This window comes from Mycobacterium sp. SMC-15 (assembly GCF_045310925.1).
Lineage (GTDB): Bacteria > Actinomycetota > Actinomycetes > Mycobacteriales > Mycobacteriaceae > Mycobacterium.
Window position 1 is genome coordinate 39,999 of record NZ_JBJIAJ010000007.1, and the last position, 16,018, is coordinate 56,016.

The 16,018-nt window shown below is 65.4% G+C and carries 16 protein-coding genes; 13 read left to right on the forward strand and 3 right to left on the reverse strand.

The genetic code is table 11. From position 1 onward, the window contains the following. Window positions 1–87 precede the first annotated feature (87 nt). The 11 genes from ACJH71_RS11945 (at window position 88) to ACJH71_RS11995 (ending at window position 10,704) form a co-directional block, all read left to right on the forward strand. Entirely contained in the window at window positions 88–978 is an 891-nt protein-coding gene (locus tag ACJH71_RS11945; protein WP_406758236.1) for a hypothetical protein, read from the forward strand. A gap of 183 nt (window positions 979–1,161) precedes the next feature. After that, a complete protein-coding gene (locus tag ACJH71_RS11950) occupies window positions 1,162–3,234 on the forward strand; it encodes an Ig-like domain-containing protein (RefSeq protein WP_406758237.1) in 2,073 nt (690 codons plus the stop codon). A 72-nt stretch (window positions 3,235–3,306) separates the two neighbouring features. Continuing rightward, entirely contained in the window at window positions 3,307–4,299 is a 993-nt protein-coding gene (locus tag ACJH71_RS11955) for an alpha/beta hydrolase (protein WP_406758238.1), read from the forward strand. Continuing rightward, window positions 4,299–5,156, forward strand: coding sequence for an SDR family NAD(P)-dependent oxidoreductase (locus ACJH71_RS11960; protein WP_406758239.1), 858 nt, complete (start codon window positions 4,299–4,301; stop codon window positions 5,154–5,156). Before ACJH71_RS11955 ends, ACJH71_RS11960 begins: the two co-directional genes overlap by 1 nt. A 38-nt stretch (window positions 5,157–5,194) precedes the next feature. Beyond that, the gene (locus ACJH71_RS11965; protein ID WP_406758240.1) at window positions 5,195–6,115 is read left to right on the forward strand and encodes a ferritin-like domain-containing protein; all 921 of its coding nucleotides are present in this window, start codon (window positions 5,195–5,197) and stop codon (window positions 6,113–6,115) included. 18 nt (window positions 6,116–6,133) lie between these two features. Continuing rightward, complete coding sequence (locus ACJH71_RS11970) at window positions 6,134–7,618, forward strand: flavin-containing monooxygenase (protein WP_406758241.1); 1,485 nt, start codon at window positions 6,134–6,136, stop codon at window positions 7,616–7,618. A 9-nt stretch (window positions 7,619–7,627) separates the two neighbouring features. Beyond that, window positions 7,628–8,398, forward strand: a complete 771-nt coding sequence (locus ACJH71_RS11975; protein WP_406758242.1) for a MerR family transcriptional regulator — start codon at window positions 7,628–7,630, stop codon at window positions 8,396–8,398. A gap of 18 nt (window positions 8,399–8,416) precedes the next feature. Continuing rightward, window positions 8,417–8,971, forward strand: a complete 555-nt coding sequence (locus tag ACJH71_RS11980) for an ester cyclase (protein ID WP_406758243.1) — start codon at window positions 8,417–8,419, stop codon at window positions 8,969–8,971. Between the two features lie 101 nt (window positions 8,972–9,072). Further along, window positions 9,073–9,390 (forward strand): hypothetical protein, encoded by a 318-nt coding sequence (locus ACJH71_RS11985; RefSeq protein ID WP_406758244.1) that lies wholly within the window; start codon window positions 9,073–9,075, stop codon window positions 9,388–9,390. Next, window positions 9,387–9,959, forward strand: a complete 573-nt coding sequence (locus ACJH71_RS11990; RefSeq protein ID WP_406758245.1) for a carboxymuconolactone decarboxylase family protein — start codon at window positions 9,387–9,389, stop codon at window positions 9,957–9,959. The genes ACJH71_RS11985 and ACJH71_RS11990 overlap by 4 nt, the downstream gene beginning before the upstream one ends. Before the next feature lie 25 nt (window positions 9,960–9,984). Then, entirely contained in the window at window positions 9,985–10,704 is a 720-nt protein-coding gene (locus ACJH71_RS11995) for a DUF2652 domain-containing protein (protein ID WP_406758246.1), read from the forward strand. A 24-nt stretch (window positions 10,705–10,728) separates the two neighbouring features. Here ACJH71_RS11995 and ACJH71_RS12000 read toward each other — a convergent pair whose 3' ends face one another. The 3 genes from ACJH71_RS12000 to ACJH71_RS12010 all read right to left on the reverse strand — a co-directional run bounded on the left by ACJH71_RS12000 (window position 10,729) and on the right by ACJH71_RS12010 (window position 13,738). After that, window positions 10,729–11,415, reverse strand: a complete 687-nt coding sequence (locus tag ACJH71_RS12000) for a cutinase family protein (RefSeq protein ID WP_406758247.1) — start codon at window positions 11,413–11,415, stop codon at window positions 10,729–10,731. Window positions 11,416–11,484: 69 nt separating this feature from the next. Continuing rightward, window positions 11,485–13,068 (reverse strand): Na+/H+ antiporter, encoded by a 1,584-nt coding sequence (locus tag ACJH71_RS12005; RefSeq protein ID WP_406758415.1) that lies wholly within the window; start codon window positions 13,066–13,068, stop codon window positions 11,485–11,487. Window positions 13,069–13,105: 37 nt separating this feature from the next. Next, window positions 13,106–13,738: a TetR/AcrR family transcriptional regulator gene (locus ACJH71_RS12010; RefSeq protein WP_406758248.1), complete on the reverse strand. Its 633-nt coding sequence runs from the start codon at window positions 13,736–13,738 to the stop codon at window positions 13,106–13,108. Between the two features lie 109 nt (window positions 13,739–13,847). On the opposite strand from ACJH71_RS12010, the gene ACJH71_RS12015 reads away from it, so the two are divergent. Together ACJH71_RS12015 and ACJH71_RS12020 are read left to right on the forward strand one after the other, a co-directional pair. Continuing rightward, a complete protein-coding gene (locus ACJH71_RS12015; protein ID WP_406758249.1) occupies window positions 13,848–14,930 on the forward strand; it encodes a Rieske 2Fe-2S domain-containing protein in 1,083 nt (360 codons plus the stop codon). Then, window positions 14,927–16,015: a dihydrodipicolinate reductase gene (locus ACJH71_RS12020; protein WP_406758250.1), complete on the forward strand. Its 1,089-nt coding sequence runs from the start codon at window positions 14,927–14,929 to the stop codon at window positions 16,013–16,015. Before ACJH71_RS12015 ends, ACJH71_RS12020 begins: the two co-directional genes overlap by 4 nt. The last annotated feature ends 3 nt before the right edge of the window (window positions 16,016–16,018 follow it).

Consider the following 16,018-nt stretch of genomic DNA (forward strand, 5'->3'; position numbering starts at 1 on the left):
ATTGCCCTGCAAGCGGCATGCCAAAAATCACCCATTCCTGCGGTTGACCAGCGTGCCCAGAGTTACCGTAGTGGCTCCAGTCATGAAATGAGTGTTGTGGGATTAGCCAGCCACCCCGGTATCACCGCCGCCATCGCAGCGTTGGCGGCGGGCACCCTGATCGCGACGCCGCTGGTGGCGCCGCCTTCCGATGTCGCCGTGCGCGCAGTCGAGCTGACAGCCAGTCCATTCGACCCGTACGTGGACCTGATCACCAACACCTTCACCAATCTGGGCACCATCGGCGCGCACTGGCTGGAAGACCCGCTGCCCATAGTGGTCCAGCTGGCCACCAACGGGTTCGACTACGCGCAGCGGACGTTCGAAGCATTCGGGGCGACCGCCCAGTCATTCGTCGACGGGCTGATCAACCTGCCCGACCAGCTCGACACGCTGTTCAGCGCCATCTCGTCGAGCGATATCACGGCGGCGCTGGGCCAGGCCATTGCCATTGTGATCAGTGCCTTTCCGATCTTGGGGTTGGTGGATCGCCTGGTGGCGATCCCCATCGACATCGTCGGCAACATCGTGAACGCGGCGATGGCCACCCTGCACGCAGTACAGGTGCCGGTCGGGCTTGCCGCGCTCAGCTCCTTGCAGGCCGTCGTCGCCGAATTCGAGACGCTCGCCCGCAATTTCGTCGATGACCTGTCGGCCGGCGATATCACCGGTGCGCTGTTGGGGCTGTTCGGCGCACCGGCCGACCTCCTCAACGCCTATCTCAACAGCGAAGCCCCGGGCCTGGCCGGGCTTCTGGCGCCGTTCGAGGACGTGAACCAAACGGGTTTCGTCGATGCCCTGGTGAACTATCTGCCGCGCGCTGTCGCCGAGTCGATCGGTGCCACGTACTCGCCGATCGACGGTTCGCTGCCGCCGGACCTCGGCGACTTCGACCTGGGGGACTCGGGCGAGCCGGGCGCTCTGCTGGCGGACTTCTGAACCATTCGGCGTTCGCGCCGCCCGGAATGGCGAGCGCCTTGAGTGAGCGCAAGCCAAGTTAATCCGAAGAATTCATTGAGTTCGATCTGTGATCGTGTCGTGTTACCAGTGTGATTTCTGTTGCTCATTGTTACGGAAGTTGCCTGAACGTTGCGGGGGTCGTAACCGTAAGGAGTTTGGCCTGTGGTCGATGGGGCGACAGCTGAGCGTTTCCGGCGCCACTTCGGGTGGACCGTCACGACCAGGCTCACCACCCGCCGGTTGCGCTGGACAGCGGTCATCGCTGCGCTGTCGGTCCTTTCCGGAGGCGCCGGGGCCGCGGTGGGCTTTCCGGGAGTGGCGTCGGCAGCCGGTGCTCAGCCGCAGAACGTGGTGGCCGTGACCACTACCGCCACCCCGGTCAGCGCGGGACTGGTTGCCGTTCCGGCGAACCCGGCCACGCAGTTCGCCATCGTCACCCCACCCGCAAACGGCACGGCGACTGTCACCGGAGCCACGTTTACCTACACCCCGGCCAACGGCTTCGTCGGTACCGACGCCTTCAGCTACGCCACGACCGACGGTTCGGGGGTCTCGACGCCGGCCACCGTCGGCATCACGGTGATGTCGCCGTCTTCCGCGCCGCCGTCGCTGGCCACCGCCTGTACCGACCTAGGCCCGGCGTTCACCCCGGTGTGTACGGCGATCGGCGGCGTCACCGACCCGCTGGTGAACGCCTGCAGCACGGTCGGTTCCGTCGAGGCGTGCAGCTGGTTCGGCGGCAACAAGCACGGACTGATCAGCGCCTGCTTCGACGTCGCAACCGGGCAGCTGGCGGCAACCTGCAAGACCCTTGACGCGGCGGCACAGCTGGTAGCCAGCCAGTGCCGGGTGATCAATGGCCCGATCGACTATTGCGCCCTTCGCAACGGCAGCCCCATCGGCGAGCGGTCCGTACAGAACTACTTGGCCGGGCCGGTGCACAAGGCGCTGGCGCAGCAGTACCGGCTGAGCATGACTCTGCCGCTGGCCGAGGCCCAGCTACCTGCCACCCACAACTCGTTCAACTACACCAACGCCAATGTCCCGCCGACGTTGTCGGGTATGGATCCCGACCAGCTGTATTCGTTGGTCAACCAACTCGACTTGGACATGCGGTTCCTCGAGCTCGACCTGCACTGGTACCCCAGCCTGGGCGCCCCCGGCGGCTACGCACCGATCTTGTGCCACGGCTTCGACAACCACCTGGGCTGCACCTTCGAACGGCCCGCGACCGCGGGCTTGCAGGAGATACGGCGCTGGTTGGACGCCCACCCCGACCAGGTGATCGTCCTCTACATCGAGAATCGCCTCGACGACTCGGTCGACGACGTCACCAAGTCGCTGCCGGCCGGGGCCGCGGTCATCGAGAGCACGCTGGGCAATACCTCCGCGCGTGACCTGCTGTTCCGCCCGTCGCAGGTGCAGCCCGGCTCTTCCTGCGACACCCAGGCGATCCCGCGGGGCGTGAGCATGGCCCAGATCCTCGCGAGCGGCAAGCAGGTGCTGCTCTTCACCAACAGCGGTTGCGGTCAGAATGCGGCCTGGGACGCTCTCGGCTTCAACGACAGCAATGTGGCGGAGAAGGGGAGGCCGGTCACCGTCCAGTACCCCGACTGCTACTTCAGCAGAGCGCAGTACGAGAGCTCCTACACGCGGTTCTTCGACTCCAGCACGCTGGTCGACGTGCTCGCCGGCGGCGGCAATGCCCAGCCGATGACGTCCGCCGATATCCACGAGATGATGAAATGCGGTGCCAACGCGCCCGGCCCGAACTTCCTAGACCCACAAGCCGATCAGCTGGCGGGCTTCGCCTGGAGTTGGTCCTACGGTCAACCGCTGTCCAGCCCCACCCAACAGTGCGCCGTGCACAGCGGCGACGGTCGCTTCCAAGCCGAGGCCTGCGGCCAGTTCCTGCGCTACGCCTGCCAGGCCCCTGACGGCTGGCACATCAGTTCCGGCGCTGGCCAGTTCGCCGGCGGCGCCCTGGGGTGCATCGGTCAGGGTTCCTTCGCTGTACCCCGCACCGGGTATCAGAACGAACTGCTCAAGGCTGCCAAAGCCCAGGCCGGCGTCGACCGGGTCTGGCTGGCCTACACCGCCGGTAACGACGGCAACTGGGCCATGGGTGCGACGCCACCTCCGGCCCCGTCGCCTCAACTGAGGCCGGCCACGCCGAGTCTGCCGCCGTACCAGGCGGAGCTGCCCGAGCTGCTGGGCCCGGTCACGGTGTCCTGAGGCCCTCCCCGGACCTATACACCGCAAATCGTGCCATTGACAAATGGCACGATCGCTGGTGTTGTGAGTGCCGTGACGGAACTCGATGGCTCGACCCTGCCGCCAGTACCCACCCGCGCATCGATGCGTGCGGTGGTTGCGGGCATGACCACGCGCTGGACATTGCACGTTCTCAACACCATGATTCCGATGAATCGTCCGGGTATCGCGTTCGCCCGCGGACTGATCGCCACCATCATGGGAACGCTCGGGTCCACTCCGGCCGGCACCAGGGTCATTCCGGTGCGCGAGGCAGGGGTTCGCGGCGAATGGGTGCTCGGGCCCGGCGTCGAGTTCGGCCGGCGGGCCGGTTATTACGTGCACGGCAGCGGATACGTGCTGTGCTCGACGCGAACCCACCGCAAGCTGGTCGCCAGGCTCTCGGAGGCAACCGGCCTGCCGATGTTCTCCGTGGACTATCGCTTGGCCCCGGAGAACCCGTTGCCTGCAGCGGCCGACGACGTCGAGGCCGGTTACCGGTGGTTGCTGGCCCAGGGGTACGTCGCGGCCGACATCGTGATCGGTGCGGACTCCGCGGGCGGCCACCTGACCTGCGACATGCTGCTCGCCCACGCCGACGAGCCGGCATTTCAGCCGGCTGGTGTGGTGCTGTTCTCGCCCTTGATCGACCTCACGCTGAAGCTGGCCGAGCAGCAGGAGAAGGTGCGGCGTGACCCCGCGGTGTCGGCGGCCTCGGCCCGTCGGCTGGTGGATCTCTACGTGCGGGGCCAAGACCCCCACAATGTGCGCCTTCGGCTCGATTTCAGCCGGGCGGATCGGCTGCCTCCGGTGTTCACCCAGGTGGGTGGCTTCGAGATCCTCAGCGCCGACTCGCGCTACCTGGACGCCGAGCTACGCCGAAACGGCGGAGCCTCCACCTTGGAGGTGTGGCCGGGCATGGTGCATGTCTTCCAGGCCCTGCCCCGGCTGGCCCCGGAGGCCAGTCCCGCGCTGCGTCGCGTGGCGGCCTTCATCGCCGGCGTCTATGCCGACCAGCGATCCGACGAACTTGGGGCGGCACGCTGATGCTCGGTCTCGACACGGTGCTGTCCCTGTTTCGCCATGATCGACGGACGGCCAACGCCAAGGCGGTGGTCACCGGCGCCGGCAGCGGAATCGGACGATCGTTCGCCCTGGAGCTGGCTCGTCGTGGCGGCGAGGTCATCTGTGCCGACATCAACGCAGAGCGGGCCGCCGAGACGGTGGCGCTGATCGAGCAGCTGCCGACCGGGACCGCCCATGCGGTGCAGTGCGATGTGTCCGACCGCGGCGCGATCGAGCAACTGGCCACGCGTGCACAGGAGATCTTCGGTGGCCCACCGACCCTGGTGATCAACAATGCCGGCGTCGGCATCGGCGGAAAATCGGTCGGCGACATCGGTTTCGAGGACTGGGACTGGGCGCTGGGGATCAACCTGTGGGGCGTGGTCAACGGCTGCGAGGTCTTCACTCCGCTGCTGCGGCAGGCCGGACGCGGCGGGATCATCAACGTGGCATCGGCGGCAGGGTTTGCCGCCGCACCGTCGATGGCCGCCTACAACGTGTCGAAGGCCGGCGTGATGTCGCTGTCGGAGACACTGGCGGCCGAACTGGACGGCACCGGCATCGCGGTCACGGTGCTGTGCCCGACCTTCGTGAAGACCAACGTCTTTCAAGACGGCCGGATCACACCGGCGTCGATGAACCTCAGTCAGCAGCTGGCCCACTGGACCGGACTGTCGGCGGACAATGTCGCGGCACGCACCTTGGACGCTCACGACAGTGGCCGGCTGTATGTGGTGCCGCAACTCGACGCCACGGTCATCTGGCACCTGAAGCGGCACTTCCCGGAACTGTACGTCCGAGGCACCGGGTTGCTCGCCCGGCTGCTTCCCCAGAACTGAATTCGTAATGACCGTCTTGTGAAAGGAAAAAACCGATCATGGCGATGAACCTCGACGACATGCTGCAGAAGATCAAGGACAAGCAGTGGGCCTTGGTCGACATCGACTGGGACGCCCCTGGGGCCGAGCTGATCGAGCCGGAGCTGTGGGCCAAGCTCAAGCCGTTCATGACCGACCTGATGTGGATCGAGAACGTCGGCGCCCGTGGGTTCGCGGCGCTAGCTAAGAAGGCCCCGACTCCGACCCTGAAGAGCATCTACGAGCACTTCCACGCCGAAGAGCAGAAACACGCCAATGCCGAGCTCGCGTTGATGCGACGGTGGGGAATGCTGGACGACGACGAAATTCCACCTCCGAGTGTCAATGTTCAGCTGGTGATCACCTGGCTGGACAAGTTCTCCGACAGCATGTCGCTGTCGATCCTGGGCACCGTCATCCCCATGCTGGAGGTGGCCCTGGACGGCGCGCTGATCAAGTTCATCACCGACGAGGTCAAAGACCCGGTGGCCCAAGAGGTCTTCAAGCGGATCAACTCCGACGAGTCGCGGCACCTGGCGGTCGATTTCGAGGTGATGGACATTCTGGGGCACGCCAGCATGCGGAAGCTGGCGGTCGAGTTGGTGGGCAGCTGGATGAATCCCGCGCTGCTGATCGGCACCTTGAGCTACTTCCCGCTGCTGAACAAGATGCGCGACAACATCGTGGCGATGGGCGTCAACGAAGAACGCCTCTACCAGGCGATGCGCCGCTTCCAAAGCGTCGGCGAACGAAGCTCTTTCGCCCGCCGAGTGCCGATGTACCAGTTCATCTCCTGGCACGGCAAGAAGGTGATCGACCGCAGCTCCAAGTACCACTGGCTGGCTGATTCCCTGGTCAAGATCACCGGAGTCATCCCGCCCTCATTGGTGCACAACACCCCAACTTGGTCGCAGGAACTGACCTACGAGCCGGTCGCGTAAGTAAGAGGAACGATCACTGTGACTATCTCAACAGCCATCATCGGCGCCGGCTTCGCCGGCATCGGTGCCGCCATCCGCCTCAAAGACCAGGGAATCACCGACTTCGCCCTCTTCGAACGGGGTACCCGGGTGGGCGGCACCTGGCGTGACAACACCTACCCGGGCGCGGCTTGCGACATCCCGTCGCGGCTTTACTCTTACAGCTTCGCGCCCAACCCGGACTGGTCGCACACCTACTCGGGCAGCTCCGAAATTCTCGGCTATATCGACAACATGGTCGAATCCTTCGGGATCGCGCCGTATATCCGGTTCGAGCACAACGTGTCCGGGATCAGCTACGACGCGGACGCCGGCGAATGGACCATCGACCTGGACGGCCGGGAAGCGGTGCGCGCCAAGTCCGTCATCGTCGCCTCGGGGCCGCTGGCGAATGCCAGCCTCCCGAACATTCCCGGCATCGAGGATTACGAGGGGCACAAGATCCACAGCGCCCGTTGGGATCACGACTACGACTTCACCGGCAAGAAGGTGGCCGTCGTCGGCACCGGTGCCAGCGGTGTGCAGATCATCCCCGAACTGGTCAAAGTGGCCGAGTCGGTCAAGGTGTTCCAGCGCACCCCGGGATGGGTGCTGCCGCGGCTCAACACGGCGACCGGCGGCTGGCTGAAGAAGATCTACAAGGATGTGCCGCTGGTCGAGAAGCTGATGCGGTCCGCCTGGTTCTGGGGCCATGAGTCGGTTGCGGTCGGTGTGGTGTGGGACAGCCCCTTCACCCGGCTGGTGGAGACCTTGAGCCTGGCGAATCTACGGGCGCAGGTGAAGGATCCGTGGTTGCGCCGACAGCTCACACCGGATTTCTCCGCCGGCTGCAAGCGACTGTTGATGACCAGTGACTACTATCCGGCGCTGCAGAAAGACAACTGCAAACTGGTGACCTGGCCCATCGCTCGGTTGTCACCCAAGGGCATTCGCACCGTCGAAGGCATCGAGCACCAGTTCGACGCCATCGTGTTCGCCACTGGCTTCGAGGTGTCCAAGGCCGGCACCCCGATCCCGATCACCGGAATCGACGGCCGCGACTTGGCATCGGAGTGGAGCAGGGGCGCCTACGCCTACCGCAGTGTGGCGGTATCGGGGTATCCGAATCTGTTCTTCACCTTCGGCCCGAACTCCGGACCTGGCCACAGCTCGGCTCTGGTCTACATGGAGGCTCAGATCGACTACATCGTCGGCGCGATCTCGAAACTGCTGCAGTACGAATGGAAGTCGATCGATGTACGGCCCGAGGTGCAGGATCGCTATAACCAGGACATCCAACGGCGCCTGAAGTCCACTACGTGGAACTCCGGATGCCAGAGCTGGTATCTGACCGAGGATGGCTTCAACGCCACCATGTTCCCTGGCTTCGCCACGCAATTCGTCAACCAACTCAAGACGCTGGAACTGGAAGACTTCAAGATCACCGCCGCGAAGACAAGCAGTGACCCGGTCCTGACTGCCTAGGATGTCATAGTGACCGAGTACCGGATCGACGATCTTGCGAGACAGGCGGGGACCACCACTCGCAACGTCCGGGTGTACCAGGAAAGCGGTCTGTTGCCCCGGCCCCAGCGCCGGGGCCGGGTCGCGATCTACACCGACCGGCACCTCAAGCAGCTACAGGCGATCATCCGTTTGCTCGGCGAGGGTTTCACGGTCAAACACATCCTGAAGTTCTTGACCGGGCTTCAGCGCGGCGATGCCTTGGTCGAGGTCTTGGACCTGGCTGATTTGGGCGAGTTGGTGACCGCACCGTGGTCACGTCCGCTGTCGCAGACCATGACGCGAGAACAGTTGGAGGAGCGGCTGGGCCCGCTGGACGCCCCCTTGCTGCGGCGCCTGACCACCAGTGGAGTCATCGAGCCGACCGACGTCGACAACGTCTACCGGGTCGCAGACACGAATCAGATCGATGACCTCGAGACGTTGATGTCGCGAGGGATGCCGTTGGCGACGATGCTGAAGACCGTGACCGCAGTCGACAAGAAGTTGGACGATGCGGCCGGACTCTTGACGCGCAGCGGACACGACGAGGTGGTTCGGCAGCGCGGCCGGGGGTGGCTGCCGGCCAGTGACGACGAACTCGCCTGGGCCGCGGACCTGGTCGACGCTATGCGCAGGGTGGCCAGGCGGTCGGCGCACGCCAGCTTGGACCGGGCATTCGATGCTGCGGTGCGCGCCGAGCTGCGGCAGTATCGGCAGGTAAGCGACGAGCGCGAAACTCGCCGGCAGGACAACGCATGACTCCGTAAGGGGAACACCGTGACCGATCGCTACGCCATCCCGTCCGTCGAGGTCCTGCGCGCCCGCGAGAGGCTGGTCCTCGACCATTTCCGGGACGAAGTACGTCAGGACTGGGACGACGTGCTGGCCACGTTCCCGCATCCCCACTACGAGATCATTCCGACCCTGACGGTGCATGACGGCGACGCCGAGGTGCGCGGTTACTACCGCGGTACCCGAGTGGCCTTCCCGGACCAAAACCACGAGATCATCGCGCTGCGCCACAGTGCCGACGCGGTGATCGTCGAGTTCTGGTTGACGGGAACACATCTGGGGCCCCTAGGCGCCGTGCCACCCACCGGATCACGGCACCGCACCCGGATGACCGCCTACTTCATCTTCGACGAGCGCGAGAACCTGGTGGTCGAGCGGATCTATTTCGACACGCTGTCCATGGTCAAACAACTGATCGGCGGTATCAACCTGCGTGATCCGCGCTCGTGGCCGCTGGCCGTCCGCGTCGTGCGAGGTCTGCTGCGCATATCGGGGGCGCCCGATCCCCGCCTGGTCCACACCCCGCCGGTAGAACTCTGAATCGCCCAGGCCTGGACCGCACGGGCCCCGCGGTCGCACAATGGACCGGTAGTGACCAGCCGATGTGACCCTCATCCCCACCAGGAGGTCCACGAAAAGCCATGTCCGACATCACCGAATTTCACCGAGCGCTGCTGGACCGCATTCTGGGCCAGGGCGGGACAGCGCCGCTGGGATTGCGCCGGGCCGCCTACGACAACGCCGGTCTCGAGGAACCGATCAGCACCTTGGTCGACAAGGTGGCCCTGCGCTCGTACAGCGTGGCCGACCAGGATATTGCCGCCGTCGGTGCCGCAGGCCTGAGCGAAGACCAGATCTTCGAGGTCGTCGTGTGCGCCGCGGTCGGCCAGGCGACCCGGCAGTACACCAGCGCGCTGGAGGCGCTCGCGGATGCGACCGAAGCCCGGGGGAAGCAATGAGACTGGCCGTCCTCGACCACGGCCACCGGCTACGCACCAAGGCCCTGTTGAGAATCATTCGCCTGGTGTCACGGCAGCCGGTGGTCGACGCCGTCAAACTCGCGTTCTATCGCCCGGAGTTCTACGGTGGCGGACCGCTGACCAACGAGGCGATGCGCGGGCCGTCGGCCTGGACCATCGGGGAGCGGGAGCTGATGGCCGCCTACCTCTCCAAGGTGAACGACTGCCCGTTCTGCGTCGCCGCGCACACGGCCACCTCCAATCTCTGCTATGCCGATGAGACCGCAGCCGCCACCCTCGCTGACCTGGACACCGCCCCGATCACCGAAGAGCTGCGGGCAACACTTCGCCTGCTGGGCCAGCTGTCGCGCCAGCAGCGCATCGATGCCGACGACGTGCGCGGCGTGCTGGCGACCGGCGTCACGCCTGAGCAGGTCAAGGACGCACTGGCGGTCGGTCTGGTCTTCGACATCACCAATCGGTTGGCCAACGCCTTCGACTTCGAGGTGGCCGGCCCGGCCGCCATGGAGGCCGGCGCACGTCATCTGGTGAAGCGTGGTTATGGCTAGCAACGGGGACTAAACTTCCTTATTCATGGCCATCCGGCGCGCGGTGCTCGTCATTGCTGATATCGGCGGCTACACCGCCTATATGAACTGGAACCGGACCCATCTGGTGCATGCCCAGATGGCAGTCGCCGCGCTGCTGGAATCGGTCATCGATGCCGCCAAGGGCATGAAGCTGGCGAAGCTCGAAGGTGACGCCGCCTTCTTCTGGGCGCCCGACGGTGACGCCCAGGTCTTGGTCAGCGAGCGGTTGTCGCGAATGCATCAGGCGTTCCTGAATCGACGGGCCCGGATCGAGAACGGGCGCAACTGTAACTGTGAAAGCTGCGAGCAGCTGATGAACCTCTCGCTGAAGTTCGTCGCGCATGAGGGCGAGGTCGCCGAGCAGAAGGTCAAGCGTCACACCGAACTTGCCGGCGTCGACGTCATCCTGGTGCACCGGATGCTCAAGAACCTGGTGCCGGTTCCCGAATACGTGTTGATGACCGATGCCATAGCGCAGCGGCTTGACGAGCCCGTTCGTGCTGTGTGCACGCCACTGGTGCACGACTTCGAAGGACTGGGCCAAACGGCAACGTACTACCTGGATCTCGCGAAGTCGGCGGTAGCGCCACCGCCCGACGCCATGGGATTTCGCGGCAGGATGAGGTTTCGGTGGAAGGCGCTGCCGTTCGTGGTCGGAGCCAAACAACCGTGCGAGGGATTTCGCGGACTGGGCCGCGGTACCCCCGAACTCTCCAAGGGCTGACGGCGGCGGTCAGCCCAGGGCCGGCTACAGCTTTCCGGCGACGAAGTCAGCCGCTTGGTCCACCATTCCTGCGGAGATATAGGCGCTGGCCAGGTGTTGCGGCCAGTTCGCTTCCCAGGTGTTCGGGTCGGCGGGGTTGCAGATGGGGTCGGCGCCATGGCACTGCTCGATGGTCCGATCGTTGTAGATCGGGTTGAAGTTCGTGATGGGTCCGACCCATTGACTGCCGTTGCCGAACAGCGCCACTGCGGCGATGTGCTCGTCGGCGCCCGGTGGCAGGGGATTGGTGAAGCCCAACGCCGAGAAGGGGACTGCCAGCACCACGTCGGTGACTGCCGCGCCCAGCGAGTAACCTCCCGGCACTATCCGGGTGTTCGGGCAGCCGTTGATCGTGTTCTGGATGTGGGCGCTCATGTCGTTGGCGCCCTTGTCGATCTCATTGTCGGCGGGGTAATTCACCGCATACAAACTGACGTACTTGGAGGTCTTGGAGCGCAGCGCGCTGACGAACGCGTTGCCGATCGCGCCGGCCCCGGGTGATTCCAGGCGCCCACGGGCGAACACCACTTCGACGTCGGGGCAGGCCGCGCTGGCCGGTGCCACAGCACCGGGCGTGCCGGCGGGAATCACGACGGGGGCGGTCAGCAAGACTGCTGCTAGCACAGTGCCTGAACTTGCGAGTCGCAGTCGGCGGGCCGATGAATCGCTCACGAAGTGGATAGTAGTGGTCGGCAGCCACCCTGTCGCCACGAGCCGGTGGGGCATGGACCCGCCCGGCCGCTACTCGGCGTCGGCCGGTCCCAGCAGGCGCACTTCCTCGAGGTCCATTTCGGCCTGCACCTCGCGTAACACGATGTCGTCGATCTGATTTCGGTCGCGCAGTTCGGTAACGGCACTGCGCTGGTGCTCGAGGACGCCCAGATGTACCCGGCGCACCATGTCGTCACGTTCGGCGGCCGCGTTGGGCTGATCGGACACCGCCACCAACTCGGCCTGATCCCGGTACTCCTTGAGCAGCCGACCCACCAGCTCCGGGCTGACGTCGAGTTCGTCGGCTACCCGCGGCAGTGCTTCCAGGGCGGCTTCGGCGGCCCGGGTACGCGCCAGGTGCAACTCCTCGGCGTGTGCCGCGTCCTCGGGCATCCGTGCCCATCGCACGACCGCGGGCAGGGTGCTTCCTTGGACCAGCACCGTCACCAGGATCACGAAGGTGACCACGTAGATGATCAGGTTGCGGTCCGGAAACGGGGTGCCCGCGTGGGTGGTCAACGGGACGGCCAGTGCCGCGGCCAGGGAGACCGCGCCGCGGAAGCCCGCCCAACTCGATACCGCGCGCTGGCGCCAGCCCACCCGACGGGTGCGCTGCACGGCACGCCGGTCCAAGGTGCGCAGGAGCACGGTGGTGATCTCCGACCAGGCGATTCGGGTCACGATGACGACACCGGTGACAGCGAGGGCCAGCATCGTGGCGTGACCGACGCCGTCGCCGACATTCTCGATCCCGTGCACCGCCCCGGGGATCTGGACGCCGACGAACACCCACAGCGAGCCGTTGATCAAAAACGTCGCCATGTCCCAGAACGCGAACGCCTGCAGCCGCGAACGCGCCCCGATCACCCGCGGGCCGACGTAGGACAGCACCAGTGCGGACACCAGCACCGCGACGACGCCGCTGCAGTGAAACGTCTGAGCCAGCAGGAACGCCGCGAAAGGCGTCAAGATGCTCAGGGCGCCTTCTTCCAGTGGCGCGTCGATGCGGCGGCGCAGCAGCGTGACCGCGGCACCCACCAGCAGACCGGCCGCGATACCGCCGAGGTACGAGCCGACGAATCGGCCCACCAGGTCGATGGGGCCGATCGCGGGGCTGCCGGTGGCGACGGCGACCGTCACCGCGAACAGCACCAGCGCGGTGCCGTCGTTGATGATGCTTTCGGCGCGAAGCACGGTCAGCGGCCGGCGCGGCAATTTCTTCGCCAGGCCGGCCACGGCGGCGGCGTCGGTGGGCGACAGCACGGCACCCAGAACCGACGCCGCATGTGGCTCCATGCCCAGCGATCGGGCCGTCCAGGACACCGCCACCGCGGTGGCAATCACCAAGCCGACGCTGACGAGCACGATTACGCGCAGGTTCGCCCGGATCTCCCGGAAGCTGGTGTTCATGCTCTCCCAGTACAGGATTGCCGGCAGGAACAGCAGCAGCACGATCTCCCCGTCGAGCTGGGTTTCGCCGAAGCGGGGTATCAGACCCAGCATGCCGCCGAGAACGATGAGCAACACCGGGGGACCGACGCGATAGCGCTTCCCCAGGATGGTGCCGCCGACCACGGTGGCGACGAGGGTGACAACAACGACGAGGCCAAACACCATCACATCCTGCCGCTGTGGCCGGATTCCCGCAGCGTTAGCCGAGCCGTGACTGCTCGAGATATGCCGCCAGCGCATTGGTCAGTCCGCGGCGGGCCTCGTCGAGGTCGGCGTAGGAGCCCAGCTGGCGCTCGGAGACCAGCCCGCGCATCGCACCGGGGATGAGGGCGGCTACCTCACGCACTCGCTGGGGGTCGACGCCGAGATCGGCGAAGGCCGCATGGCACGTCGTCAGCCAACTCTTGCCCCAGGAGTACAACTCGGCTGCGGTGCGCGGATACATCCGTTCCAATTCGAGGTGGTCGCGGGGGAGTGCGGCCCGCAGATTCTCGATCGCCCGCGAATCCTGGGAGGCCAGCCCGTCATAGAGGGTGTCGATGATCGCCGCGACTCGATCCCGCAGCGGCGCATCCGGTTTCACCCCGGCGAATGCCGACATCGCGGCATCGCGGCGTTCGGCCGTGCGGTGCAGGACCGCCGCCCAGAACCCGTCGACGTCGCCGAACTGATACTGCACCGCACCCCAGGTGGCACCGCTCTCCTTCGCGATCCGGCTGGCCGACACCGCGCCGGGGTCGCCGGTGGCCAGCGAGCGCACCGCGGCGTCCAGCATCGCCTCGCGGGTGGCCTGCCCACGCTTGTTGCTGCGCCGCGGCGCCGGTTGTGTCATCCCACGGATCCTAACAACATTTCCATAGTGCCCACTATGATTCTGTCGCGGAGCGAACTATGCTGCGGAAGTCGGGCCCGGTCGGAGACCACAGAGAGGACACGTTGACATGGCCAAACCGCCCTTGTCGATGAACCCGACAGGCTGGTTTCAAGTGGCTTGGTCCGACGAGATCGGCGTCGGCGATGTCCACACCATGAAGTACTTCGGCCGGGAGATGGTGGCCTGGCGTGCCGAGTCCGGTCAGCTCACCGTGATGAACGCGTACTGCGAACACCTGGGCGCACATCTGGGCTACGGCGGCACCGTGCACGGCGAGGTGCTGCAGTGCCCGTTCCACGGCTGGCAGTGGAATTCCCAGGGCCGCAACGTCTGTATCCCATACCAGGACAAGCCCAACCGCGGCCGGCGTATCACCACCTATCCGGTTGTCGAGCGCAACGAGTCGGTCTACATCTGGAATGACGCGCACGGCCGTGCGCCGTACTTCGACCCGCCCGATGTGTTCGCCAGCTTCGACGATCGCAGCGCCGCCGACTACTACCCGCAGCAACGGCTGTACCGGCAAAGCCTGGAGATGCACCCGCAGTACGTGCTGGAGAACGGTGTGGACTTCGCCCACTTCAAGTACGTGCACCGCACCCCGATCGTGCCGGTCTTCACCCGCCACGATTTCGCCGAACCGGTGTCCTACGTGGACTTCACCATCACTTTCGAGGGCGACGATGGTCAGAAGATCGAGGACGTCAACAGCGGCGTGGAAGCCATCAACGGCGGCTTGGGCATCGCGGTGACCAAGAGCTGGGGCATGATCGACAACCGGACCATCTCGGCGATCACGCCGGTGGACGAATCCACCTCCGACGTTCGCTTCATGGTCTATATCGGCAGGTCACAGCCCGGCGATTCAGCGAGGCTCGACGGAGGAGAGGCGAAGCTGGGATCGCCGCATAAGCCCGGAGATCCTGATCGCGCCGAGGCCCGCGCAGCCGATTTCGGGCGCGAAGTCATCCGCCAATTCGAGCAAGACATCCACATCTGGTCGCATCAGCGCTATTCGGATCCGCCGGCCCTGGCGACCGCGGAGTTTGAGGGCTTCACTGCAATTCGCCAGTGGGCCAAGCAGTTCTATCCCGATGGCATCGGCGGCAGTGCTGCCGAGGTCCACGCGCAGAAGGGTTTCACCGCATGAACGCAGCCGCCGCACCCATCCGTGTTTTCCAGGTCGCCACCGGCAACGTCGGGACCGAGATGATCCGACGGTTCGCCGCGCGCGACGACCTCGAACTGGTAGGGGTGCACTGCTATTCGCCGGACAAGGTTGGTAAGGACACCGGTGAGCTGGCCGGGATCGCGCCCAACGGGGTCATCGCGACCGGCAGTGTCGAGGAGATCATCGCCGCCAAGCCCGACGTCCTGACTTTTCATGGGGTGTTTCCCGACGAGGACCTCTACGTCAAGGTCCTGGAAGCGGGCATCAACATCGTGACCACCGCCGACTGGATCACCGGCTGGCATCGCGACCGCAATCATCCGCACCCGTCGGGCAAGCCGGTGACGCAGCTGCTGGCCGAGGCCGCCGAGCTGGGTGGCGCGAGTTTCTACGGCACCGGAATGAACCCGGGGCTCAATCAGATTCTCGGCGTGGTGTGTTCGGCTGATGTCGCCGAGATCGAGAACATCACCACCATCGAGTCGGTGGACGTGTCGTGTCACCACTCCAAGGACACCTGGATCGAGGTGGGCTACGGCCAGCCGGCCGATGATCCAGAGATCCCGGCCAAGTTGGAGAAATTCACCCGCGTCTTTGCCGACAGCGTGCTGATGATGGCCGACTGTTTCGATCTGACCCTCGACGAGGTGACCTTCGATTACGAGCTGGGGGTGTGCACCAGGGATGTCGACCTGGGTTGGTACACCCTGCCGAAGGGCTCGTTGGGCGGCAACTACATCAAGTACCAGGGCATGGTGGACGGTGTGCCGCGCGTCGAGACGCATCTGGAGTGGCAGATGACGCCGTTCACCGAGCCGAACTGGAATATCAAGGGCTGCTACATCACCCGGGTCACCGGCGATCCGTGCGTCTACAACAAGCACATGATCTTCCCCAAACCCGGGGTCGACCTGTCCAACCCGGACAACTTCGCCTCGATCGGCATGACCGTGACCGGGCTGCCCGCACTCAACGCGATCAAGTCGGTGGTGGCGGCGCCGCCCGGCCTGCTGACCAGCGCCGACCTGCCGCTGCGCGGATTCGCCGGGCGCTTCCGCAAGTGACCG

Coding starts and splice junctions, on each gene's coding strand:
- ACJH71_RS12020 (WP_406758250.1), top strand. CDS start 14,927: ATGAACGCAGCCGCCGCACCCATCCGTGTTTTCCAGGTCGCCACCGGC.
- ACJH71_RS11990 (WP_406758245.1), top strand. CDS start 9,387: ATGAGACTGGCCGTCCTCGACCACGGCCACCGGCTACGCACCAAGGCC.
- ACJH71_RS11965 (WP_406758240.1), top strand. CDS start 5,195: ATGGCGATGAACCTCGACGACATGCTGCAGAAGATCAAGGACAAGCAG.
- ACJH71_RS12010 (WP_406758248.1), bottom strand. CDS start 13,738: ATGACACAACCGGCGCCGCGGCGCAGCAACAAGCGTGGGCAGGCCACC.
- ACJH71_RS11945 (WP_406758236.1), top strand. CDS start 88: ATGAGTGTTGTGGGATTAGCCAGCCACCCCGGTATCACCGCCGCCATC.
- ACJH71_RS11985 (WP_406758244.1), top strand. CDS start 9,073: ATGTCCGACATCACCGAATTTCACCGAGCGCTGCTGGACCGCATTCTG.
- ACJH71_RS11960 (WP_406758239.1), top strand. CDS start 4,299: ATGCTCGGTCTCGACACGGTGCTGTCCCTGTTTCGCCATGATCGACGG.
- ACJH71_RS12015 (WP_406758249.1), top strand. CDS start 13,848: ATGGCCAAACCGCCCTTGTCGATGAACCCGACAGGCTGGTTTCAAGTG.
- ACJH71_RS11995 (WP_406758246.1), top strand. CDS start 9,985: ATGGCCATCCGGCGCGCGGTGCTCGTCATTGCTGATATCGGCGGCTAC.